General features: G+C 61.5%; 20 protein-coding genes and 2 pseudogenes. 4 read left to right on the top strand and 18 right to left on the bottom strand.

Translation table 11 applies throughout. The features are described 5' to 3' along the window. Positions 1 to 35: 35 nt before the first annotated feature. The 10 genes and pseudogenes from ACLF6L_RS01480 to ACLF6L_RS01435 all read right to left on the bottom strand — a co-directional run bounded on the left by ACLF6L_RS01480 (position 36) and on the right by ACLF6L_RS01435 (position 8906). On the bottom strand, positions 36 to 326 hold the full coding sequence (locus ACLF6L_RS01480) for a nucleotidyltransferase family protein (RefSeq protein ID WP_008933016.1): 291 nt from the start codon (positions 324 to 326) through the stop codon (positions 36 to 38). Beyond that, positions 296 to 769, bottom strand: coding sequence for a type II toxin-antitoxin system RelE family toxin (locus tag ACLF6L_RS01475; RefSeq protein WP_084307075.1), 474 nt, complete (start codon positions 767 to 769; stop codon positions 296 to 298). The genes ACLF6L_RS01480 and ACLF6L_RS01475 overlap by 31 nt, the downstream gene beginning before the upstream one ends. Beyond that, the gene (locus ACLF6L_RS01470) at positions 753 to 977 is read right to left on the bottom strand and encodes a DUF6290 family protein (RefSeq protein WP_025281197.1); all 225 of its coding nucleotides are present in this window, start codon (positions 975 to 977) and stop codon (positions 753 to 755) included. The genes ACLF6L_RS01475 and ACLF6L_RS01470 overlap by 17 nt, the downstream gene beginning before the upstream one ends. 101 nt (positions 978 to 1078) lie before the next feature. Beyond that, positions 1079 to 1393 (bottom strand): IS66 family insertion sequence element accessory protein TnpB, encoded by a 315-nt coding sequence (gene tnpB, locus ACLF6L_RS01465; RefSeq protein WP_238617827.1) that lies wholly within the window; start codon positions 1391 to 1393, stop codon positions 1079 to 1081. Then, entirely contained in the window at positions 1390 to 1569 is a 180-nt protein-coding gene (locus ACLF6L_RS01460) for a hypothetical protein (protein WP_238617828.1), read from the bottom strand. The genes tnpB and ACLF6L_RS01460 overlap by 4 nt, the downstream gene beginning before the upstream one ends. A 125-nt stretch (positions 1570 to 1694) precedes the next feature. Beyond that, positions 1695 to 1766, bottom strand: a pseudogene (locus tag ACLF6L_RS01455) (hypothetical protein); the annotation flags it as partial. Between the two features lie 416 nt (positions 1767 to 2182). After that, positions 2183 to 2455, bottom strand: a complete 273-nt coding sequence (locus ACLF6L_RS01450) for a HigA family addiction module antitoxin (RefSeq protein ID WP_025281655.1) — start codon at positions 2453 to 2455, stop codon at positions 2183 to 2185. Between the two features lie 11 nt (positions 2456 to 2466). Beyond that, the gene (locus tag ACLF6L_RS01445) at positions 2467 to 2745 is read right to left on the bottom strand and encodes a type II toxin-antitoxin system RelE/ParE family toxin (protein WP_238617829.1); all 279 of its coding nucleotides are present in this window, start codon (positions 2743 to 2745) and stop codon (positions 2467 to 2469) included. Between the two features lie 676 nt (positions 2746 to 3421). Next, positions 3422 to 7291 (bottom strand): DUF3427 domain-containing protein, encoded by a 3870-nt coding sequence (locus ACLF6L_RS01440; protein ID WP_412852201.1) that lies wholly within the window; start codon positions 7289 to 7291, stop codon positions 3422 to 3424. A 22-nt stretch (positions 7292 to 7313) separates the two neighbouring features. Further along, positions 7314 to 8906 (bottom strand): hypothetical protein, encoded by a 1593-nt coding sequence (locus ACLF6L_RS01435; RefSeq protein ID WP_412852200.1) that lies wholly within the window; start codon positions 8904 to 8906, stop codon positions 7314 to 7316. A 379-nt stretch (positions 8907 to 9285) separates the two neighbouring features. On the opposite strand from ACLF6L_RS01435, the gene ACLF6L_RS01430 reads away from it, so the two are divergent. From ACLF6L_RS01430 to ACLF6L_RS01415, 4 genes are all read left to right on the top strand, one after another. Beyond that, entirely contained in the window at positions 9286 to 10491 is a 1206-nt protein-coding gene (locus ACLF6L_RS01430) for a DEAD/DEAH box helicase (RefSeq protein WP_412852199.1), read from the top strand. Between the two features lie 201 nt (positions 10492 to 10692). Continuing rightward, the gene (locus tag ACLF6L_RS01425) at positions 10693 to 11100 is read left to right on the top strand and encodes a type II toxin-antitoxin system MqsA family antitoxin (protein ID WP_412852198.1); all 408 of its coding nucleotides are present in this window, start codon (positions 10693 to 10695) and stop codon (positions 11098 to 11100) included. 16 nt (positions 11101 to 11116) lie between these two features. Next, the gene (locus ACLF6L_RS01420) at positions 11117 to 11407 is read left to right on the top strand and encodes a nucleotidyltransferase family protein (RefSeq protein ID WP_412852197.1); all 291 of its coding nucleotides are present in this window, start codon (positions 11117 to 11119) and stop codon (positions 11405 to 11407) included. 12 nt (positions 11408 to 11419) lie between these two features. After that, positions 11420 to 11548, top strand: coding sequence for a hypothetical protein (locus ACLF6L_RS01415; protein ID WP_412852196.1), 129 nt, complete (start codon positions 11420 to 11422; stop codon positions 11546 to 11548). A gap of 20 nt (positions 11549 to 11568) precedes the next feature. On the opposite strand, the gene ACLF6L_RS01410 is transcribed toward ACLF6L_RS01415, so the two are convergent. The 8 genes and pseudogenes from ACLF6L_RS01410 to ACLF6L_RS01375 all read right to left on the bottom strand — a co-directional run bounded on the left by ACLF6L_RS01410 (position 11569) and on the right by ACLF6L_RS01375 (position 22125). After that, positions 11569 to 12108, bottom strand: coding sequence for a GNAT family N-acetyltransferase (locus tag ACLF6L_RS01410; protein WP_412852195.1), 540 nt, complete (start codon positions 12106 to 12108; stop codon positions 11569 to 11571). Between the two features lie 40 nt (positions 12109 to 12148). Further along, positions 12149 to 13537: a serine hydrolase domain-containing protein gene (locus ACLF6L_RS01405; protein ID WP_412852194.1), complete on the bottom strand. Its 1389-nt coding sequence runs from the start codon at positions 13535 to 13537 to the stop codon at positions 12149 to 12151. A gap of 281 nt (positions 13538 to 13818) precedes the next feature. After that, on the bottom strand, positions 13819 to 14742 hold the full coding sequence (locus ACLF6L_RS01400) for a nucleotidyl transferase AbiEii/AbiGii toxin family protein (protein ID WP_412852193.1): 924 nt from the start codon (positions 14740 to 14742) through the stop codon (positions 13819 to 13821). Next, positions 14732 to 15550, bottom strand: coding sequence for a type IV toxin-antitoxin system AbiEi family antitoxin domain-containing protein (locus ACLF6L_RS01395; protein ID WP_412852192.1), 819 nt, complete (start codon positions 15548 to 15550; stop codon positions 14732 to 14734). Before ACLF6L_RS01395 ends, ACLF6L_RS01400 begins: the two co-directional genes overlap by 11 nt. Positions 15551 to 16044: 494 nt before the next feature. Beyond that, positions 16045 to 16929 (bottom strand): DNA polymerase Y family protein, encoded by an 885-nt coding sequence (locus tag ACLF6L_RS01390; RefSeq protein WP_412852191.1) that lies wholly within the window; start codon positions 16927 to 16929, stop codon positions 16045 to 16047. 140 nt (positions 16930 to 17069) lie between these two features. After that, positions 17070 to 17621 (bottom strand): cyclin-dependent kinase inhibitor 3 family protein, encoded by a 552-nt coding sequence (locus tag ACLF6L_RS01385; RefSeq protein WP_412852190.1) that lies wholly within the window; start codon positions 17619 to 17621, stop codon positions 17070 to 17072. Continuing rightward, positions 17618 to 18554 (bottom strand): annotated as a pseudogene (locus ACLF6L_RS01380) (ADP-ribosylglycohydrolase family protein). Before ACLF6L_RS01380 ends, ACLF6L_RS01385 begins: the two are co-directional and overlap by 4 nt. Positions 18555 to 18990: 436 nt before the next feature. Beyond that, positions 18991 to 22125, bottom strand: a complete 3135-nt coding sequence (locus ACLF6L_RS01375) for a DUF3427 domain-containing protein (RefSeq protein ID WP_412852189.1) — start codon at positions 22123 to 22125, stop codon at positions 18991 to 18993. Positions 22126 to 22357: the final 232 nt, after the last annotated feature.

The following is a 22357-nucleotide window of genomic DNA, read 5'->3' as shown; positions in this document are numbered from 1 at the left end:
CGTCGAGGTAGAAACGCCATTCGCGCTGCCTGGCATCAGACATTGACTCGCTCCTGTTCAATGTAGGGGCGAAGCTCCGGCCGCAGGGCCTTTTCTGTGACCAGGTCGACCGGGCAGCCAAACATGTCCTCCAGGTAGAACTGCACGCCGAAGTAACGTTTGGAGGTGGCAGGGCCGTCGAAGGCCACCAACACATCGATATCGCTGCCACTGCTCGCCGTATTACGGGCAGTGGAGCCGAACAGGGCCAGTCGGGTCACGCCGAAACGGGCCTGCAACTCAGGCTTGCTGCGGCTTAGCAGGTCAAGGGCACGCTGTCTGTCCATCGCTCAGCCTCCAGAGGGGGATTCGTCGTCCGGGCTTTCGCGCACCCGAAATCACTGGGCGGACGAGGGCCGTTCAAAACCACCCGGCAATATAACATCTGCCATCTGCGCAAACGCATCGGTGAAGGCCGAGGGCATAATCCGGAAAAACCCTCGGCCTGCAGCCAGAATCCGTGTGAGAAAAGGAGGGTGGAATAATCTGGGAAACAACAGGCGGGGAAGCCGTATTCATGATCCTCGATGCTCGCGATGACTCGGTAGTTGCCCACCCGGTAGCGCCATAGGTCTCCCAGCTGGCCGGTCAGCGGCTTCCCGATTTGCCGGGGATCCTCCAACGGTTGCAGACGATGACGCAGAAAGTCCCGGATGCGCTTGGCATCTGCATGACCGATCTTCTTCAGCTGCTTCAGGGTGTCGTCGGTGAGCTCAATCCGCCAGGCCAAGATCGCGCTCCACGTCCTCGAGGCTGTGCGTCTTCATCTCCCCGCGTCGAACTTGGGTCAAGGCCTTCTCGGCCATGTAGATGTCCTCCAGGTCGTCCAAGTGTTCCAGGATGGCCTCGCGGGCGTAGTAGCTCTTGGTGCGACCGGTGGCCTTGGCCAGCGCCTCAAGGCGTTGCTCAATTTCAGGAGGGAGGCGTACTGCCAGCATGGGGACGTTCCTATGAGGGTAGATGTCATACAAGTATAGCGCATGGGTGGGTCAGCTAACCCCGGGGGTAGCTGGTTCAGGCAGGACCGGGCGGGTCAAGCTCACCCTTGATCTGTATCATGACTGAGCAGAACGTATTTTTCGAGGTTACCTCTAAAGCGTTGTTGGGGTTGGCACGATGGCTGGATCAGCGGCGTGACCCGGAGGCGCTTGTAGATCATCACGAAGCCCTGACCATCCCAGTACAGGGCCTTGAGCTTGTCGCCGGCCCGGTTGCGGAAGACGAACAGCTCGCCGCTGAGCGGATCCCGCTCCAGCACCTCAACAATCTCGATACACAGGCCATCGAAGGCCTTGCGGAAATCCACCGGCGCCACTGCCAGATGGATGGCCATCCCCGTGGGCCAGCCGATCATGCCTCCAGCACCTGCATGGCCCGTTTCAAGGTCTGCGCGCAGAACCCCGGATACAGTTCCAACCATCGGCCATTGCCCAGCGCCACGACCACCGGTCCAACCCCGGGCTGCAGCGACAGGGCCACGGGATCGGGCTTGTCCTCCACCGTGCGGACCGCCAAAAACCGCTGCGGCACGGCTGTCGGCTTCGAAGGCGCGCGCCCTGGCTCAGCCTCGCCCAGCACCCACTCCGGGTATCGCGCCGCCCATTGCGATAACTGGGCGTGACCCCATGCTGACGGGCGAAGGCCGCCTTGCTCTGGCCTGAGGCCGCCCACTGCTGGACCAGATCCTTCCAGAAAGCACGCTTGCGCTGTCGGACACCTCTGCTCATCCGCCACATCCCCTTATTGCTTGAGATCGTACCGGTGACGATGGAGGATCAGTGGGGACTATGGAATACGGGGGCTACCGGGCAGGTACTCCCGCCCTGGGTACCCACATGCTGGAGACTGAGCGCGGGCGCTCCACAACAGCATAGCGGTAGGAGGCGCCAGGTGACGAAGGTCGGCACTCGGCCCATAGCGGACGGTCTGTGGAAGTGTAGAGAGACTCCAGTCGTACTCACAGCTGCCACTCGAAATACCCCGGATGCGATGGGATTGAAGACCACAGATCAAGCCCCCTGCGGGATGAACTGTGACTTGATGATTGCGTATGTCGACCAGCGCCGGGGCGGTCGGGTGATCCACTGGTCAACTTACCATCCGGTACCGCGTTATTTCGGGCGCATACCCCGCAGTCCCAACACTAAGCCGCCTTGCCGTGGCGCTCACGCCAAAGATCGTAATCGAGTTGCATTCCCGCCCAGACTTCGGCACGTCCGCCTCGCTCCACACCCAGCCAGCGCTCGATGCGCAAAGCCATCTTTGGTGAAATACCCGCGTGACCGTGAAGCACACGGGACAGCGCTGCCCGCGTGACGCCCAGTTCGCGAGCCGCGGCCGCCACCGAAAGCCCCAGCGCTGGCAACACGTCATCTCGCAGGATTTCTCCGGGGTGCGGTGGATTGTGCATCGTCATCATGACCCTCCTCAGTGGTAGTCCTGATAATCGACCAGGATTGCATCACCGTTATCGAACTTGAAGGTCAGCCGCCAATTGCCGCTGACCGAAACGGACCAATGCTCCGACAGGTTGCCTCTGAGTGGGTGCAAAGCCCAGCCCGGCAGATTCATGTCCTCCGGGGTGCTAGCCCGATTCAGCACAGCGAGTTGACGGGACAGTTTGGCAGCATGCCCGCTCTGGATACCCACCTTGGACCCAGTCTCGAAGAATTTTTGAAGGCCTTTGTGCCGGAAGCTCTTGATCACGCTCCTGATCGTATAGCATCGGTATACGCCATGCAATGACGTCCATCACTTGACGCACCAAGTTTCATCCACACCTGATTCCGACTGCTGAGACCAACTTTGTGAAACCCGTAAAACCTTCACCCTTCAACCTCGAAGGCCTTCCCGAAGCGCTCCCCATGTGGATCAGGCTGGTTCGGCGTGTCCGTTAGAGAATCGACTTCAGCCGCTCAGATCCAAGCCCTCCGATGTCCGCTCAGGGCCGAAATCAGGCATCCATATCGGGAAGTCGAAACAATGACTCTGAAAGATTCAGCAGCGTGGTGGACAAAGGTGGCAGCCATTAGCGTACTCATCGGATTGGTGATTGAGCGCTTCTTAGCGGGTGGGCTACCAGGTTGGCCGAGTCCAGCTATCCCCCTCGCCCAGTTACTGGTGGTCTTCGGTGGCTGCATCACGCTGGCGCACTACGCCCTACTTCGCCGCAAAGGTGTGACCTGCACTGAGCCGCAGGACCCGGTTCGGCTGGTTCGCAGCGGTGGTCTTTTCCCTACGCGCCACCCAATGTATCTTGGGGACGCCGTCACCTGTGTTGGCCTGGTCATGCTTGCACCCAGCGTTGCCGCTGGACTGATACTCCCAGCCGTTTCTTCACCGAGAGGGAGGGAAGGATGTCAAGACAGCCGACCAGTGCTCTTCACCCATCCAGTTGCTTTGCAGATCGAAATCCACCTGGGTGCTGGATCACCTCAAAATCCACACTCATTGGTCCACTGCCCTGGTGCTTGAGATACCGCACCGACCCGTAATAGGTGAATGGCGCGGCCTTCCCCTGCTCCAGCTTGTTTTCCCGGATAAAGAGATGGATACCGATGCCCATCTCCTCATGATGGAGGATCTCCCGGCCCCGCTTGCTCTGGGGCGTTGTCTGATTCTGGGTCTGCCAGTGGAACCGGGTGTCGTCCACCCAATGGTCCAGATAGCGATGATCGGCCGCCTTGCCCTGCTTGTTCAGCGTCACCAGCAGCACATGGACCTTTTGGTCTCCAAGCACCACATGACCAGTGTTCCAACTGCCCGGATTGAACTCCGCGTTGAAAAGGCCGGGTATCTCCTCTCGGGCAAACCGCTCCCCCACCACCATCGATAACGGATCCAGCACGCCCTTGAGTCGGGCAAAGGTGCGGAACTGCTCCTGCAGCTCCGGCGTGACCACGATGTCCTCATAATCCGGATTGTTGGCCCGGAGCCGATACTGCCCGTTGGGGTCCTTGAGCACCTTGCGCAGCAGGTACTGGTTGTCGCCCGCCCCATCCTGGCGCTCGATGGCCAGGATGTCGCCGGTGATCCGGCCCGCACTCTCGGCACTGGCCAGTTCCAGCAGCAGATAGTCCCCATCCTCCACCGGCTGCTTGCCGCCGTTCATGGAGTTGCCGGAGGCGCGGGCGATGAAGTGCCGACCGGGATCCAGGCGGCCGTAGCCTTCCAGCGGCAGACTGCGGTATTCCTCACAATCGGCGGTGCCCGTCTTGAAGTGGCCGCAGGCGATCTTGAGGTTGGGGAAATACGGCAGCGAGACCTGTTCCGGCCTGCGGCTGGACAAGGCCGTGACCGTGGCGCCACCCAGACCCTGCCTGACCTCATAGGTGGCCAACCGGTAATCCACCCCTTCCTGTACCAGGGCTGTCAGAGTGGCAATGTGGTCTGGAGCCACCGTCGTGACGCCGATGAAACGATCTCCCTCAAGGGTGAAAAAAGACCCTCCGGCCCAGGCCGACACCGGATTCTTTCGCCAATAGCCCAGCCAGTCATCCGGTGGTTCGGTGAGGTTCTGATAGGCGTCCGGCAGGTCGGCCAGCAGCGGGCGTCGACGCTGCAACACCTGCCAGGAGCGGGTAGCAAGATCCGTCAGGGTGGGCGCCTCCCGCCAGCCATCCAGTTCCTGGAAGGCCTCCAGCAGGACCATCTTGAAGCTCTTGGTCATGGCGGTGGTCTCCAGTTCCCGGAGCAGATCCGCCTGCCGCTCAATCACCGCCCGCTCCTCGGCCTGAAGATTGGGATCCAGGGCAGCGATCAGCCCGAACCAGTGACCATACTGGCGACGCACGGCCTGCAGGCTGGCACCGGCGCGGTAGAACTCGGTCAGGGTCGGCCGACGGCCGAGGGTGTCGCGCAGGGTGTGGTACTGATCCTGAAGGTCGTTGCCGCCCAGGGATTTGAGAAAATCGATGAACCGCAGATCGTAGTTGACGTAACAGCCCGTGGGCAGATCCAGGCTCTCGTTTTCCAGATCGCGGGCAAACCGGGCCAGATCATCATGGGTCATGGTCCGGTTCATCAACGCCATGGGCTTGTGCAGAAAGCTCTGGTGATTGGCCACAAAATCCAGCACCACCAGTCTCTCCTTCGCCTCGGCCTTGCGCAGGCCCCGACCCAGTTGCTGCAGGAACAGGATGCGGGATTCGGTGGGGCGCAGCATCATCACGGTGTCGATGGCCGGCAGGTCCACCCCCTCGTTGAACAGGTCCACGCAGAACAGCACCTGCAACTGGCCGTTGGCCAATTGTTCCAGCGCCTCACCCCGGGACAGCCTGGAATCGGCATAGACCGCCGCCGCCCTGACGCCCTGCCGAACAAATTGATCGGCCATGTAATCGGCGTGGCGGATGGAGATGCAAAAGGCCAGGGTGCGCCGCTGCGCCCGTTCCCGCCAGGTGTTCAGGGCATGACGGGCACGAGCCAGGGTCGCCAGCCGGTTGCCCAGCAGGTCCGGGTCGAAACGCCCATTGCGCCAGGGGATGCTCTGGTAGTCCACGTCCTCGTCGAAAACGCCGTAGTAGTGGAACGGCACCAGCAGATCCTCGTTCACCCCGGTGAACAGATCACTCTCGAACACCAGATTGTCATCGCACAAGGAAAGGATGCTGGCGTTGTCGGTGCGGTCGGGGGTGGCGGTGAGGCCCAGCAGGAAGGCGGGCGCAAAGTGGTTTAGCAGGCGGTGATAGGTGGGCGCGGCGGCGTGGTGAAATTCGTCCACGACGATGTAATCGAAATGCCCCGGCCCAAAGCGCTCCAGGTGATCCACCCGGCCCAGGGTCTGGATGGAGGCGCAGAGGATATCCACCCGGGCGTCCCGCTGGCGGCCGTGATAGAAGCCGATCCGAGTGCTGGGGCGGATGCGGGCAAAGGTGGCGGCGGCCTGGTTGAGGATCTCTTCACGATGGGCCACGAACAGGATCCGGCGGGCGCCCATCTGCTGCGTGTCGAAGGCGGCGAGCCAGGTCTTGCCCAGGCCGGTGGCCATGACCACCAGACCACGCCGGTAGCCGTCCAGGCGTGTCTGCGCCAGTGCCTCCAGGGCCTGCGCCTGGATGTGCGAGGGCGTAGGCGGCGGCTCCGACTCGGTGCTGCCCGGCTCCCATGAACGCTCCGGCGGGATGCGGCGGGCTTCGTAGGCGTCGATCCACTCATCCGACAGCGGCACGGTGGCCGGATCACTGAACAGGGCCTGGAAGCGCGCCCGGGTTTCCAGAAAGCCCTTGTCACCCGGATAGTTGATCCGGTAGTTCCATTCCAGCCCCTGCTGCAGGGCCTGGCGGCTGATGTTGCTGGAGCCGATGAAGGCGCAGCCCCAGTGGGCATCGCTATCCTGCGAACCGGCAAACAGGTAGGCCTTCAGGTGAAAACTGCCGCCCCGGCTCTGGTAAACCCGCACCTGCGCCCCCTGCTCCTGAAGCAGCATGAGGGCCCGCAGCGCCTGGGGATCGGTGATGTCCAGGTAATCGCTGGTGAGGATGCGGATACGCGCGGGACGGCGGCCGGCCGCCTCGCGGTCCAGCGCCGCCTGCAGATCAGGCAGCAACAGGCGCAGGCCGGTGTGCTTGATGAAGGCCACCGCCATATCGATGGCATCGGCCCGGTGAATGCCGCTGCATAGATGGGGCAGGAAGGGGTTGTCGTCACCACCGGTAATGAGTTGACGGGTGGCCTTGTGCAGTAGACAGTTCAGCCACTGTTCCTTCCGATCCGGGCGCTGATCCTCGGTGAACCAGTATTCCAGACCGGCCAGTCCGGGGAGTTCCCGAGTCCAGACGCGGACCTGGTCTTCATCGGCATCGGTGAAGTGTCGGCCGTTGCGATCACGTTCACCCTTACCCCGCTTGAAGCTGCAGTAGAGGACGCCACCGGGCTTCAGGGCCTGCCACAGTGCCTGGAAGTTACTGGGCATCTCGGCGGTGGGCACATGCAGCAGGCTGGCGCAGGCCCAGATGCCGTCATACCGTTCGACCTCGTCCATCTCATCGAACCGCTGCACGGGCACCGGCTGGTCGAGTAATTGTGAGGCATGATCCGCCAGCGCCGCGCTGGCATCAAAGGCACTCACCCGATAGCCCCGCCGCTGGAAGGCCAGGGCGTCGCGCCCGGCACCGCAACCGGCATCCAGCACCCGCGCGCCGGCCGGCAAGTGGCGCAGAAAGCACTGGTACAGGGGCTCCATGTCCACGTGCAGGGTGTCGGCGATGAACTGGCCGGCGTGCTGGTTGTAGTAATGGGTGGTGTCGTTCACGTCCCTGGTGCCATGAATGGATTCAGCTGTCGCTTGAGGATAGCGCCTTGAGGGCACTGACCAGGATCTGGCAGCGGTGTCTGTTGTTCATGACGCAGTCTCTGACTGCGCAGAAGTGGATTTCGGGGTTCTTGACGAGTACCAGCGTGAGGAGCAGCGTCAGCACGTCCCGGTCCTGCTCATTTTCGATCCAGTCCCAGGCGGTCTCCGTCAGCGGCAAATGCCGGGAGGCACACTCCCTGAACAACAAGCGGCGGGTGACCGAGACCACAGACCCACCGCTGGAACGGGCTTGCTCATCGGTCGACTCTTTGACCGAACACCAGGCTGGATGCAGGCTTTGAGCAAAAATGCCAAGGATGTCCTCGTCACGCTTAAATTCCTCTTCATAGGAGAGCTCTTCTGCAAGGGAGCCATCAGACTCGTCCATGATGGAGTCGATGGACCCTTCGAGGGCAGTCAGCGCATCCAGGAAAGCTCTCTTGTGTTCTTCAAACCGGACCATCAGGCGCTCTCCTTCAGCGGTACCAAAAACGGTCACCAGGGCATCTTTCAGGGCCCCGACTTCCACAACCGGAGGCCGCGGGTCAGTAGCGAAGGATGACTGACTCAGAACCCTTCTGACCATGAGGGCACTGAGTGAGTCTGCGTTCTCCAGGCGCTGGTTTGCTTCCACCACCCAGCGCATCTCCTCGTCGGTGCTGCCAATCCCCGCCTCAGCGAGGGACTTCAGGACATCTTCGGGCTTGAATTGGGGCCCCGCGGGAGACTTACAGGTCATCACAAACAGCTCCTTCAGATCTGACGTGGCCTGAATCCAGCTGAGGCAGCACTTCCCGGCACCGATGGAACCCGGTGATAACACCCTGAAGTGCTTCAGGAACCATTCCCGGGCCAGCCCCCATTGATTGTGGTCCACAAGAGTCTTCAACAATTGCGATGCTGCTTCCCGGGGTGGACTGTACACGCGAATGAATTGCTCCAATCCATTGATGTCCCCCTGCCGGCCCAGAACCTTCTCCAGAAGGCGCGAGGAATCGGTGAGCAAGGGATGAGGAATCCTTTCGCCCAAGTGCCTGAATACAATGCTCTGTGATTGATCAGCCTGCGACGCATCAATATCGCCAAATGTGATGGCGCAGTCAGGGAAGCGGTGCTCAGCGAGCATGGCAACTGCGAGCAAGGGAATATGGAAGGCAAGGCCCTGGGTCTTGGCAAAAAAGACCAGGCAGGATTCCGCCTCACCCGCCTCATCATCCACCGCGTCGACGATCCCAGCGGCTTTGGAACCTTCCCCCGGACTCCTGTACCTCTGCAACGCTCGGAACATCCGGAACGATTGAGCTGTGGCCAGGTATTGCTGGTCCTTGGCCGCCTCCATGACGCTGATGTCCCGCATCGAACCCGAGACATGCCAATGGCGTGACATCGGATCGTCCAGATCTCTCTCAATGTCATGAGAGTAGCTGACGCACTCGAACCCCTGGATGATTCTCCGGTTAGGGCTGATAAGGGGCTCGGAGAAGGAGACGAGTAATCGGAGCGAATCGTCGTAGAAGTCACCCCAGTCGTCCGGGTGAATTCGGTCTGGAAATATCTTGAGTCCGAGAAACACACCCACTATCCACCTCCATGGCACTTTCGTCTTCTTGTAGCATGAACGAACTCTACCGGAATGCAATGCAAGCCCCGCATGCCCCTCCCTGCCCCATGACACTATCGAATATCTCAGGCCACCGTACGCGAGGACGGCCGCACACTGATATCGCGATCTGCCCGGGAGGAGCCGGTCAATTCATGCTTTTGAGGCCATGATCACGGTAACATATCAGTAACACAGCACCTCAGCCGTCTGATTCAGGACCAAAAAAAGCCGCCCAGAGCATCCCGTAAGCGGCTGTTTTTACTATCTATTTTATGGCGCGCCCGGCAGGATTCGAACCTGCGAGAATCTCCCCCGGCATGTAGCCCTCCCGCGCGGCTGCCTTGAAGCCGTGCTGGCCCTATTGCAACAGAACCAGATCCATCCAGAGTTGCAGGATGAACGCCTTGCCGGGCAGAAAGTGAAGGCCAGGTTCACCGGCACCTTGCGCCCGGATCAGAAGGCAGCCATGCGGGAGATGATCCAACACGAATTCGGCGTACTCTGTGCGCCGACGGCCTTCGGCAAGACCGTGACCGCCGCCGCACTGATCGCCCGGCGAAAGGTCAGCACCCTGGTACTGGTGCATCGCACGGAATTACTCCGTCAGTGGCAGGAGCGCCTGGGCGGATTCCTGGATCTTCCCAAAGGTGGACTGGGTGTCATTGGCGGGGGCAAGAAAAGGCCCTCTGGCCAGATCGACATCGCCGTCATGCAATCACTGACACGCCGTGAAGACCTGGGCGAGTTCCTGGACCAGTACACCCAGATCATCATTGATGAATGCCACCACCTGTCAGCCTTCTCCTTCGAGTCGATACTCAAGCAGGCCAGGGCGAAATACGTGGTGGGTCTGACGGCCACCCCCGTTCGACGCGATGGCCATCACCCCATCATTTTCATGCAGTGCGGCCCCATCAGGCACACCGCCAGCAGACCTGAAACGGGTCCAACAAGGCTCGAAGTCTGGCCGAAAATGCTACCCGCACCCGAACTGGCGCCGGACTCCCCCATACAGGACGTATTCCGCACCCTGGCCACCGATGATGCACGCAACCGGTGCATCGCTGAGGATGTGCTGGCCGCCTACCGGGAAGGACGCAAAGTGCTGGTGCTCACCGAGCGAACAGACCATCTGCCGTTATTGCAGGGCGCTTTGGGGAATGAAATCGAACATGTTTTCGTGCTGCATGGCCGGCTGTCGAGGAAACAGCGCACGGCGGTGTTTGCCGAACTGGAATCACTGGACGAATCCACGCCCAGGGTATTGCTGGCCACCGGTCGTCTGATCGGTGAAGGCTTCGATCATCCACCGCTCGATACCCTGGTACTGGCCATGCCCATCTCCTGGAAAGGCACCCTGCAGCAATATGCCGGGCGCTTGCACCGAGAGCATGCCGAAAAAAGGGATGTGCGGATCCACGACTACGCCGAGATCGATCAGCCCCAGCTCGCCCGCATGTGGGCCAAGCGCCAGCGAGGGTATCGGGCCATGGGGTACGAATTGAAACCGACTTTGATGCCGGCTGCCGGGCACGCGGATGAGAGAGGAACGTAATTGACCCTCTGGTGAGCCACCAGTATAGTCTGGATTAACCCATATGGTTAACTTCTGGCATGGAAAAACGTAGCCCCCACTACTCGCTCGAGCGCATCAAGGATCAGGTGGCCAAGATCGGCATCCGCGCATTTACGCGAACAGCGCTGGATGGAGGCGCACAGACGGGGCTATTGTGATTTCATTCAAGAGGCGATAGTGATGACCAATCGAACCTGCACACTTTGCGAAACCGGGCAGATGAATCTCGAGACACGCACTGTGAAGGCCAGCCTGGACGGGCTCACCCAAGAGGTGGGCAACGTACGCGGTTGGTTCTGTGACCAGTGTGGGGAGATCGAGTTTGCTGACAGTGACAGCGCGGCTCGGTACGCCTCAGCGATGGATAATCTGGTGATTGAACGCCGGAGGCAGCGGGGCAAGGAGGTGCGCCGAATTCGCACCCGCCTCAAACTGACCCAAAAGGCTGCTGCCGAGGTATTCGGAGGCGGTGTGAACGCCTTTAGTCGGTATGAGCGTGGTGAAGTCGATCCACCACGATCCGTGGTAAAGTTTCTGCGAGTGCTGGATCGCCATCCAGAATTGCTGGAAGAGGTAAAGCGGGCCTGAAGCCGTTGAGTAGATCATGAAGCCCTCTGAAGCCTTGAACTCGAATCGTTCCGCGATCCGGCATGTGGTCGAGTCTCACCGCGCCTGCAATGCTCGGGTGTTTGGATCTGCCCTGCGCGGCCAAGACACGGATGGCAGCGACCTGGATATCCTGATTGATCCGACGCCTGATACGACCCTGCTCGACATCGGCGCAATCCGCCACGAACTCGGCAAGCTGCTCGGTGTTCCTGTGGACGTTTTGACCCCCAACGCCTTGCCCGAGAACTTCCGGGCCAAGGTGCTCGCGGAGGCACGCCCCGTATGACCCGCGACCAGCGTGGTCGCCGCCCTCTTCCGCCTGGAGAACAACTGTGACGAGCAGGAGATGCTCATTGTCCTGGGCAAGCAGGTCGACTGGCTCAAGGCACCCGAGCAGATGGGCCTGCGCCGGGCCTTCGTGGTATGAATAAGGCGCGTGTTGCTCCCCTACCAGAAGACAGGATCATTGAGCGCCGGGATACAGCGCGGCGCCCCCTTGAAAGGCACCATCTCCCCACCTGTCAGGGATTGTCCCAGCCAGCCTTCGGGCTGCTTCAAGATAAAGGGCGCCGGGGCCAACGACTCGTTGATGGGCTTGAAGCCGACACGCGAATAGTAGTCCGGATCACCATAGGTCAGCACCACGTCAACCCCGGCGTTTCTCAGTGCTTCCAGACCATGGGCCAGGAGTTTCTTGCCGACGCCCTGCCCCTGCCACTCGCTCGCAACGGCCACCGGTGCGAGGATGAACACGGATCGGTCGTCCTGATCGTAGGTCAGCCGGGAAAAGATCGCCCCGCCAACAATGGCTCGATCCCTCTCGGCGAGGAAGACATGGAGATCCGGCTCGGCGGTACCGGCCATCTGATGGCGGACCAGATTGCCGATCAATGCGCCCTCCTCCGCGCCCTCGGCGCAGGCAAAGGTCGCATGGAACAGATCAATGATGTCCTGCTCCCGCCCTCTGAACGTTTGCGAAAATTTCATGGGTGGCTCTCCTTCAGGTCTCCTCCCATCAACACGGCAATCACAGCTCCCGAAGCGGCAGTCGGCGCCCGAAAAGATGCAACGCCTGTGCGTGGCCGTGGCCGTCACGGACAAAATAGCCGGTGACGCCCGGCAGTGGCCCGTCCACAAACACGTACCGGTCCACATGGCCGCTCACGAGTTTCGCATGCAGCGTGGTTGGCTGGGGCGACGGCGCTTCATCCTGCTCAAACATCTGGGCAAGCATGTCGGGGTCATTGTGCAGGGTGAACAACAGATCACCGGCCTCGCCGAGGGTGACCCGGCAACGCATGCCACGGCCCCCGTATAGCCCCTCATACGGGGTGAGCACCTCGCACGCCGCCGACACCGGCAGAGGCGTTTCCTCGACGATACCGGTACACGCCGCCAGCACCCGTTGCCGGACCACCGGATTCAACCCCAGGCCGCCCGGGCTGGCATTGGTCAGCAAGGCCAGCGCCCAGTCATGTTCCGGCAACAGCCACAGACTGGCCTCCTGGCCGTTCGTGCTGCCGTCATGCCCCACCCTGCGCACGCCGCCGATATCGCCCAGAAACCAACCGATGCCCAGTGCATCTCCAAACGCGCTACCCGGCATGCACACCGTGGGCTCACGCAGGGTCTGCAGCCCCGCAGTGCTCAACACCCGCGTACCATCCGCCCCCCGGCCATCGCCCAGATGAAATCTGGCCCATGCCAGCAGATCGCCGATGCAGGTGGCCAGGCCTCCGGCCGCCGCACCGTTGCGCGGCAGTGCCCAGGGTCGGGCCACCTGCAAGCTGCTATCGGCCGACGGCTTGTGACCGACGGCAAAGCGGCGCGTCATGACCTCGTTGGGAAAGAAGAAGGACTCACACAGTCCCAGAGGCTGGAGGATCAGCCTGCGTATAGCGGTCTCATAGGTGTCGCCGGTGACATGCTCGATCACGCGGCCCGCCAGGCAGAACGCGGCATTGTTGTAGGAAAAGGCCGTTCCCGGCGGCGTCAGCTGCTCCAGCTCATCCATGCGTGCAACGAAACGCGCCAGCGCATCATCACCCTCCCCCGTATCCGGAAAGAAATCCCCTTCCCAACCGGCGGTGTGATTCAGAAGCTGAAGCAACGTGACCTGCACGGTTGCAGCGGAATCCGCCAGACGCAATTCCGGCACGTAGCGGCGTACCGGCGCATTCAGTTCCACGTGCCCGGACTCGGCCAACCGGACCACTGCCGTGGCGGTCAACGTCTTGCCAATGGATCCCGCCTGGAACAGCGTGCGCTCATCGACCGGTAACGGGTTCTCGATGCTCGTCACCCCATGGCAAGCAAAACTCACCTTCCCGGCGTGCCACACACCCGCGGCCACGCCGGGCACGGCGAACGCCTCGGCGAGATCGGCAATCCACTCCTGCAGCGCATGCGGGTTCATGCGCCATAATGTCTACCCACCGGCCCGGGTTGTCCACCTGAAATCCTTCGATAGCGCCTACATGCTGGACGGTCTGGCCCCCAACACCACCCGCAGAGCCGGTTTTACCTGCATGCGAAGGTAGGCTGGTGTCGGGTGTCGGCCCGAAGCGGCCACTGATGCGAGCCAGGCCAGAGACTTTTTTGCAACGAACAGCGGACTTTCGCCAAGGCGGTCCTGGCAGTGGCCAAGACATCAAACCCGACTTCCCCTGCTCGCTAACAAGCTCACGGCCCCATGGGCTAGGAGTTGCGGAAAAGATTTTCGAGTTCCATGCGGTGCGCGGCATGTTTGGCTGCGTTCTCGTGCGCGAGCTTTTTCAGGTTGAAGAGTTTCCAGCGGACGGCTGGAAGGATTTGTGCCTGCGGCAATCCGATCGCTTCGAAATCAGGTTCGCCGTCATGCAGGCCGAGTAGGAATTGCGCGGTGTTGTCACACAGGCGACCGCGGATATCGGCGATGAGCCGAACTCTGGTCGCTTCGAGCTCTTCGACGGAGATCGGGATGGTCGTCATGCCGACGAATTCCCTGGCATAGGGTTCATGCAGATCGCTCAGTCCGGGCCCGAGCAGTTCATGCGTCGGGCGCGGGGAGCTGGCGATATAAACCAGGAAGGTGCGGAACAGTGCGTCGGTCAGCCCTTCGTGTTCGTAGAGCAGCTTGATATCGAACAGGTCGCGCGGGTGCTGGCGATCGACCGCCGCATGGAGTTTGCCACCGAACAAATCCTCAAATGACACAACCTGGACGGCGGCATACCCGAATTCATCTTCGACCGTTGGGGATACGGCGCGGCGTTCAGGATCGTGCACGACGCCCCGCGTGACCGGTGAGATTTCAATTTTGACTTCGGCACTGTCAAGCCGGGCTCGGATACGGGTGGCGCCGCCACTGCCACCCTCGATGCGCTGCGCGCGGAGACGCGGAATGCCGGCGTTGGCCGCGTCCATGATCCTGTCGAGCGTCTCGTTGATCTCCCTCAGACTTTCCGCTCGGTCCTTGACCGGCAGGTAGGTCAGGTCGATATCTACCGACAGGCGCGGCATGTCGCGGTAGAACAGATTGATGGCAGTGCCGCCCTTGAGCGCGAACACGGGTTCCGCCTCGATGAAGGGCAGCAGGCGCACCAGAAGCGCGACCTGTGCACTATAGGCGTCACGGGCCATCGGCATCTCCCGTTGGGACATCAACGAATTCGGGCGGGACCATGATGCGGTAGCGCGGATGGATTTTGCCGCCCGTTATCAGGGCGCGGTCACCCGTGCCGAGGTTGAAGTCGCCGGGGTCAAGACGCTCGCGCCAGACATGTTTGTGGCGGTCGGCGAAGACGAAGAATAGGCGTCTGAGCTTGATCTTGCGGCAGCTCTGCAGCAGCGCCGTCAGCTGGCGAGGCCGCATCGTCGCCAGCCCCTCGAAAACCATGTCAAGGTGATGGAAACTCTCATGCGCGGGCAGTTCGTCAAGTGCTTCGAGGATCGCGCGCTCGGGCGAGGATATTCGGAGCGTCCAGCCCCAGGGCAGCGTCGGGGCATTGCCATGTTTGTATTCCGTCAGACCGAGCAACGGGTCATCGAACAGGGACAGGGGGCGGCTGATGAGCGGTGCGTCGAGGTTGAGGCGCGACAGCCAGCTTGGTGTGTCACTGCCGTAGACCCACACGGGCGGATGCGCGCCCAGCGGGAGATAGTGGCGGTAACCCTGGAGGTCAAGGGCGGACATGCCACCGACATGGACTTGATAACCCATGATTTTCTGGAGAGACAGGATGCAACTCTTCCAGTCCGGAGGGGCTGAATGCGGCGTGGGGCGACGGAAGACACCGCGCTCCAGGCGCTCCAGCCAGCCGCGATCCACATATTTCCGGGTGAGGAACCGGCTGACGCCGTGGTTCTCCAGCCAGCGCGCATCCACCACAAAGCCTGCGGGAACAGCTTTCAAGACATTCTTCAGCTTTCCCTCTTTTTGTGCACTCATGGTACACATTATGTGTAATGCTCGAAGATTAATGCAAGCCTGCTTCGGACTTGCAAGATTATGGGGCTTCCGGTCGCCGGCATGAATTGCAATATCCCAAAAAAGGATGCCCGCGATGGAGGTTTTCTGGCGTCCGCAGGACAGTAGTGAGGAGTCGTTCGTGAGCAACGGCTCGACGGCGGCTCAAGGTCGACTGCAGGCATCCATCCCGACGCCACGTCCCCAGCCTTGCCAGGCGCCAACAACTTCACTCGTCGAAGGCCAACTCGCCCTGCTCCCAGACTCCAGGATTTTCAGCGACATCGGCAACCGGCACCAGGGCGCGCACGCCCAGCAACCGCAACGGCCTATCCATAGGCGCCCGACGCAGGCATTCCCGGCTCGAGGCCAGCTCCCCCTGCTCGTCGAACGGGCTCGCGCAGCGTGTGGTCCCGGGTCAGTGTGCGAAAATCCGCGTACCCACGGTCCGTCCACGCACGCCCAACGCCTGCAGATCAGCGGCCACCCGTTCGCAAAGTGCCACCAGGATCCCGGTGAGTTCGGCACGGTCTCGGGTGCAGGTCACGCTCGAAGGTGGTCTCGCGGCTGACCGACTTTCGCTCGGCCTCCGTGACCACCGGCCGGCCGTCACGCCCGTGCACGGCATCGTGCAGCCAGGCGGCATATCGGGGCCCGAAGTGTTCCTGCAAAAGCCCGAGTTCTGCCCGGGCGAGATCACCGATGGTATGAATGTCCAGACGCGCCAACCGCTCTGTGGACTTGGGCCCGATCCCGTTGATCTTGCTGGCCTTCAACGGCCATATCCGGGCCACCAGATCCGCCGGACCCACGCGCGTCAGACCGTCCGGCTTGTCGAACTCCGAAGCCATCTTCGCCAGCAGCTTGTTGGGCGCGATGCCGATCGAACAGGACAAACCCGTCGCCGCACGCACCGCCTCCTTGATGCGGAGGGCGATCGGCTCAGGGTCGCTGCTGTGGGAGGTTAGATCGATGTAGATCTCGTCAATCCCGCGGTCCTCGATCCTCGGTACTAGGGAGGCAACCGCCGTCTTGAAGCGCATCGAGTAGTGCCGGTAGGCCGTGAAATCAGCGGGCAGCAGAACCGCATCCGGCACAAGTCGAGCGGCGGTCATCAGGCCCATGCCGGAACGCACACCCCGGGCGCGCGCCTCGTAGGTCGCGGTGGTCACCACGCCTCGCCCACGGTAATCACGCAGATGGGTAAACTGAAGAACACCGTCGTCGCCGGCCATCGGGGCCGTGACGCGCCGTCCACCGACCACGAGGGGCCGCCCCCGCAGTTGCGGATAACGCAGCAATTCCACGGACGCATAGAACGCATCCATGTCGAGATGGGCAATGCAGCGGCTGCCGTCCATTGGCGGCCTTGTCCATGAATCCGCCGAATCGTGCACAGCCCCAAGGATACCGGGCTGCTGATCGTTACCCTCGCCCTGGCCGTTCGTTGCGTCGGGCGTCTTCCCATCAGGTAACACCAGGGCATCTCGTCGGCACAGCGCTATCCAGGGCGGAAACCGGCCAACAGATACCGCTCCTGAAGCGCATTCTCAATCGCACCCGTCCGGACCGCTCGCACCCTGGCCATGGCGTCATCCGGGGCATACCCGCGTTCGATCAGTAACCGGGCGGCCACCGTGCCGGCACGCCCCAGGCCGCCCTTGCAGTGAATCAGCAACTGGCCGCCATGATCCAGCAGCGCGTGCATTGATGGGGACACACCCTGCCAGCGCTGCTCCCACCCCGGATCCGGCACCGACATGTCCGGGATGGGCAGGTGATGCCAGGTCATGCCCAGGGCACGTACCATGTCGCCCAGGCCCTGCACGGACAACTCGGCAAATTCGTGATCCTCGATGAGCGTGATGACCGCTGACGCGCCCCACACTTGGATGGACTTGAGATCGGCCTGAAGATCCCGCTTCCACCGGCCCGTCATCGCATCCCGCTGATGCTTTCCAGGACAGAAGGTGATCCCGATCTGGCCACCTCCGGGCAGAGTGAGCGCGTCAATCCGCAGAGGGTGCATTTCACTGGTGCGTACCAGGGTCATGTCGTCGCTCCCGGATCCGTATTCAGATGAGGCCCATCCCTGCCCTCTTCGGACAGGGACAGCAAGGCATCCGCCAACTCCACCATGAGATCCCCGCAGGTTATCCTGGAACGCCATGCCTCGGGGATGCCCTGCTCGCCATGGAACGCGCCGGCAAGCTGGCCATAAATCGCTGCGGTCGTATCGGCATCATCGCCCAGATTGGCGGCAAGCAGCGCACCCTGGCGGAAATCCTGGCTTCGGTAAAAGGCCCAGAGCGCCGCCTCCAGACTTTGCACCACATAGCCCGTGCCACGAATCCGGGGCGGGTGGCCCTGACGATAGGAACCATGCATCACGGATTTCACGGCCGGCTCCAACTCGTCCTCCGCCACAAAGCCCGGCAGTTCCTGCCAGGATGCGGTACACAGTCTCTCCTTGCTCCAGCCCTCCAGTGCAGCCAGCAACAAGCCACTGAACGCCCGGCAGGCATCCAGGCACTCCGGGGCTCCGGGGGTGGTTTTGGAACTGGCCGCGGCGGCCGCCATGGCGCGGGTGGAATGACGGCGATAGGCCAGGGGCACGGGGCCGAGCCGCATCAAGGATCCGTTGCCCGCGCTGCTTCTGGCCGTCGAGCCGCTGATGGGGTTCTGGCTGTGCAAGTAAGCGGAGAGGGCTTCCTTCACTGTGTTGCCGATATCGAAACAGGTACCGGTGCTGCTGAGATAGCCATCGCGCCACCAGGCTTTGCGCCAGACACAGGGCCATGGAGGTGTCATCGGTCCACTGCCCCGGCTCAAGCTGGAAAGGCCCACCTCCCACCATGTCGCTGATCGGCTCAAAGCTGCCCGGTGAAGCGAATTCCAGCGTCGTGCCCAGGGCGTCGCCGGCTGCGAGGCCGAGCAGTACACCCCGGTAACGTGATTTCAGGCTGGGGGATACATGTGAACTCATCAGACCCACCCGTGTGGCAGTTGCTGCTCACGATCATCCTGCATCATTTGGCTTGACTCTCCTGAGTTCATTCACCCCGCCTGAAGCAGAGTCGCGGCACCACGAGGTTCCGACTGCCGCTGACCGTGAAGCATTCGCATCCGGTGACCCACCTTCGTGAACATGATTGCTTATCCTACGCCACATGGTTCTTTGGGAAGGATGGGTTCATACCGTGACCCACTTCGCCGGGCACCCTTATGTGGATCAAGGCCGCTCTTTACAGCCCTCACCCTGCTGAGAGCAAAAGCGCTCACGATAACCCCAGAAGCTGACGGAACAGATGCTTTGGATCGCCGATCGACCCACCCCCATCTTGCCGTCGGGATTGAAACCGTAGGACTTGCCAATGCCCCCACCGGATGGGGTGTCCATTGCAGTGTCTGGTGAGCGAGAATCAAGCCTCTCTCAGTACACTGAATGCCTGAAACAGCCTGATCGGCAAAGGAATGCCCAGTTTCCAGTGGATACTCATAGGCTTTTCACCTTCCGCACCCTCCAGGGTTACCGGGCCGCAGGCGTGGTAGGGGTCCCCCTTTGCTGCACGCACGAAAAGCTGGAAGCGCCAGCCGTTTCCAGGGCTTTCCAGGTAACGGCACCCAGCGGTGGTGTTAGGCCCGGCTGCATTCTGAGACTGCCAGTGGAAGCGCTCTGTGCTGATGGCGTAATCATGATAGGCGATGCGCTCATGGTAGCCTTCCCGCTTGTCCAGGGTGACGAACAGCAATTCGATCTTGCGATCCTTCAAGGGCAACACGCCGGCCTGAAACGGGGCGCGGCGCTCCGCTGTGAGCCACCCCAGCGCCGTCAATATCTCACGGATACCATAGCGGCCATGCAGGCAGAGCGGCACATCGTCCAGCCCGGGGACTGGACGATGAAGCAGACGCGAGCGTGTCTGCAGCACCTCCCCCAGCTCGCCAACCTCGGCGATGAGCTCCGGATAGGCATGCAGCCGATGCAGAAAAGCCTCGCCGGTGCCAGACTGATGGTGCTGGGCATCGATCTGATAGGCGAGCATCTGCATCAGTAGGCGTTCCCGATCGCTACCGGGTGGATAGCCTGCCTTGCTCTCTCCCACCTTGAGCAGCAGATCGATGCGCTCGGGATCATCAAAATGCAGCAGGTCGGAGAAACGACGCCCGAAATAGGCTTCCTCAGCACCAGCATCCTGGTTCAGCAACCCGGTATCACGCTTGAGATGGGTCCAGCCGGAGCGGCCACTTCGGCGATAGATATCTTCCAGTTCGATGGCTTGCTCCCGCAGGAAATCGACCAGACGGATATTGTTTCGGCCACGCAAGGCAGCATAGGTCTGCAATTCGGTGCGCAGGCGTCTCCAGTTTTGCTGCACCAGCCTTCTCAGGCTGTCTAGCACCTGTTCACGCGTTTTGCGTTGCAGATGCAGGTGGCAGCCCGGGGGGAGAGAGCCGAAGCCTTTTTCCACCGCGTCAATCAGCTCCCCGCGAGGCAAACCGGTGAGGGAGGAAAGTAGTCGATCGAACCGGAATTCCTGACGGTGCCGCCCCACAAAATCCAGGATCAGACAGCTTTCCTTGCCGTGGGCCAGCCGCAAGCCCCTGCCAATCTGCTGCTGGAACAGCACGGGGCTCTGGGTAGGGCGCAGCAGTAACAGGGTGTCCACCAGCGGCAGGTCAACACCCTCGTTGTACAGATCGCAGGTCACAATGGCGGAAACTTCGCCCCGTGCAAGAAGCTCCGGTGCACGCCGCCGCTCATCTGGTGCCGTGGCGCCGACCACACAGACGGCTTTGATGCCGGAAACGTTGAGCCTGTCCGTCATGTATTGCGCATGGGCCACGGAAACACAGAACACCAAGGTTCGGCCCCGCGCCGGGTCACCGGCCAGACGACGCCATTCATTCAGCACCAGCCGTGCACGCACGTCATTGCCGGTCACCAGATTGTCGATGGCCGCCAGTTCCCCGGGCTGATTCCACGGCACAGTGGAAAAGTCCGTGTCGTCGTCACAGGCGTAATACTCGAAGGGACAGAGCAGTTGCAGATCCAGAGCGTGCCAGAGTCGCAGTTCCACCGCCGGTGAGCCGTCGGGCCGATTATCAAAATAGTGCAGAATCGGCTGGCCGTCACTGCGCTCCGGGGTCGCGGTCAGGCCCAGCAGGATATTGGGCTTGACTGCGCTGACAAAAGCGTGAAATCGCTGCGCTGCCAGGCGGTGGCATTCGTCCACGATCACCGTGTGCCAGTGCTCGGGACCAAACCGGCCCACCATATTCCTGGCAGTCACGCTGTCGATGGTGGCAAAGATGTGGTCGAACTGCTCGGGCTCGCGGCCACCGGCCAATATTTCACCAAAGCTGTGATCCCGCAGGACCTCCCTCCAGGTGCGCAATGCCTGTTTAAGGATCTCTTCCCGGTGCGCCACGAACAACAACCGAGGCAACCCTCCAGCCTGTGTGCAGGTACGTTTGTAATCGAACCCAGCCACCACAGTCTTGCCGGTGCCCGTGGCCGCCACTACCAGGTTGCGACGGCGCCCGTGGTCCCGCTCGATCTGCAACTGATTGAGCATCTCCTGCTGATAGGTTTTCGGTTCGAGGTCGAAATAAGTGGGGCGAGCGATGATATCCTCGCCTGATTCCCGTTTCAGGGCCTCCCCTAGCGCTTCCCTATGCTGCTGATTGTACGGATCAAAGGGCTGAAACTCCCGATCCTCCCAAAGTGTTTCGAAATGGGCCTTGGCCCGTTCGAACAGATCGGTCTGCCCGCGCTCGGTGAACTTGACAGTCCACTCCAGGCCACCCATCAGCGCAGCACCCGAGAGGTTAGCGCTCCCCACATAGGCGGTGCCGGAACCTGATCTCCGGTGGAACAACCACGCCTTGGCGTGCAGGCGGGTACGGCGACCGTCCAGGGAGACACGGATTTCGCAACCTGGCAGCCGGGCCAGTGCATCCAGGGCCTGGACTTCTGTGGCGCCGGTGTAGGTGGTGGTGAGGATACGCAGCCCGGTTCGTGGTCGGCCATCCGCCCCTACTGCAGTCGCAGACTGGAGGATATCCAAAAGCTTGCGCACCCCGGAAAGGGTGATGAAGCTGACCAGAATATCCACCTGATCGCAGGCGGAGAGTTCCCGGCGCAGTTCGGACAACAGGGATGGCGAGCCCTTGCCGGCTGTGAACAACCAAGGCAGGGCCAGCCCCGTATCCGGCAACACGGGTGCGGAGGAATGCCGATGGACGGCATGCAACAGTTGCAATGGCTCAACCAGGGCATCCCCCCTATCCTCATGGCCATCAAGATGCTGGCGAGCATGTAACAGCACGGCGTTGGCAAGCGCCAGTTGGCGCTGGATTTTCTCCTGTCCGTCACCTGGCAGGTCGTCCAGTATGCGGCCAAGCTGGGATGTTATCGCTTCAACCAGCCGTTCAGAAGCATCCCCGGTGGACAGCCCTTTGAGTGTACGGCTCCGCTCGTCCGCGACACTGGCGAGGGCATCCCTTAACGACTCCGTGAGCAGCCGGTCGTAGATACCATCCGGCAATTCCATCGATTCTGCATTCCTGTTATTGATGGGTTTCGTAGATGGCTTTGCGTCATCTGTTCGACCCCGAACACTACCACCTACTGAGGTAGGATGCCGCCCTCACTCCAGGGAACCTTGATTCGGCGCCTGTACTCAACCCGAGACGCGGCAACGCCGCTGAAAATATCTTTTGGCTAGCCTTTCACAGGCATGCATAGTGCTTTGAAGGAGGGCGCGGGGATGGGCACACAGTACT

The sequence above is a fragment of the Ectothiorhodospira shaposhnikovii genome, from assembly GCF_047222355.1.
Lineage (GTDB): Bacteria > Pseudomonadota > Gammaproteobacteria > Ectothiorhodospirales > Ectothiorhodospiraceae > Ectothiorhodospira.
Note: the sequence above shows the minus strand (reverse complement) of the source record. Positions and strands in the feature narration are given on the sequence as shown.

Bases quoted from the DNA above. Each gene is read 5' to 3' on its own strand.
- ACLF6L_RS01400 (WP_412852193.1), bottom strand. From the start codon at position 14,742: ATGGCCCGTGACGCCTATAGTGCACAGGTCGCGCTTCTGGTGCGCCTG.
- ACLF6L_RS01395 (WP_412852192.1), bottom strand. From the start codon at position 15,550: ATGAGTGCACAAAAAGAGGGAAAGCTGAAGAATGTCTTGAAAGCTGTT.
- ACLF6L_RS01405 (WP_412852194.1), bottom strand. From the start codon at position 13,537: ATGAACCCGCATGCGCTGCAGGAGTGGATTGCCGATCTCGCCGAGGCG.
- ACLF6L_RS01375 (WP_412852189.1), bottom strand. From the start codon at position 22,125: ATGGAATTGCCGGATGGTATCTACGACCGGCTGCTCACGGAGTCGTTA.
- ACLF6L_RS01425 (WP_412852198.1), top strand. From the start codon at position 10,693: ATGACCAATCGAACCTGCACACTTTGCGAAACCGGGCAGATGAATCTC.
- ACLF6L_RS01390 (WP_412852191.1), bottom strand. From the start codon at position 16,929: ATGGACGGCAGCCGCTGCATTGCCCATCTCGACATGGATGCGTTCTAT.
- ACLF6L_RS01450 (WP_025281655.1), bottom strand. From the start codon at position 2,455: ATGACGATGCACAATCCACCGCACCCCGGAGAAATCCTGCGAGATGAC.
- ACLF6L_RS01480 (WP_008933016.1), bottom strand. From the start codon at position 326: ATGGACAGACAGCGTGCCCTTGACCTGCTAAGCCGCAGCAAGCCTGAG.
- ACLF6L_RS01385 (WP_412852190.1), bottom strand. From the start codon at position 17,621: ATGACCCTGGTACGCACCAGTGAAATGCACCCTCTGCGGATTGACGCG.
- ACLF6L_RS01470 (WP_025281197.1), bottom strand. From the start codon at position 977: ATGCTGGCAGTACGCCTCCCTCCTGAAATTGAGCAACGCCTTGAGGCG.
- ACLF6L_RS01420 (WP_412852197.1), top strand. From the start codon at position 11,117: ATGAAGCCCTCTGAAGCCTTGAACTCGAATCGTTCCGCGATCCGGCAT.
- ACLF6L_RS01410 (WP_412852195.1), bottom strand. From the start codon at position 12,108: ATGAAATTTTCGCAAACGTTCAGAGGGCGGGAGCAGGACATCATTGAT.
- tnpB (WP_238617827.1), bottom strand. From the start codon at position 1,393: ATGATCGGCTGGCCCACGGGGATGGCCATCCATCTGGCAGTGGCGCCG.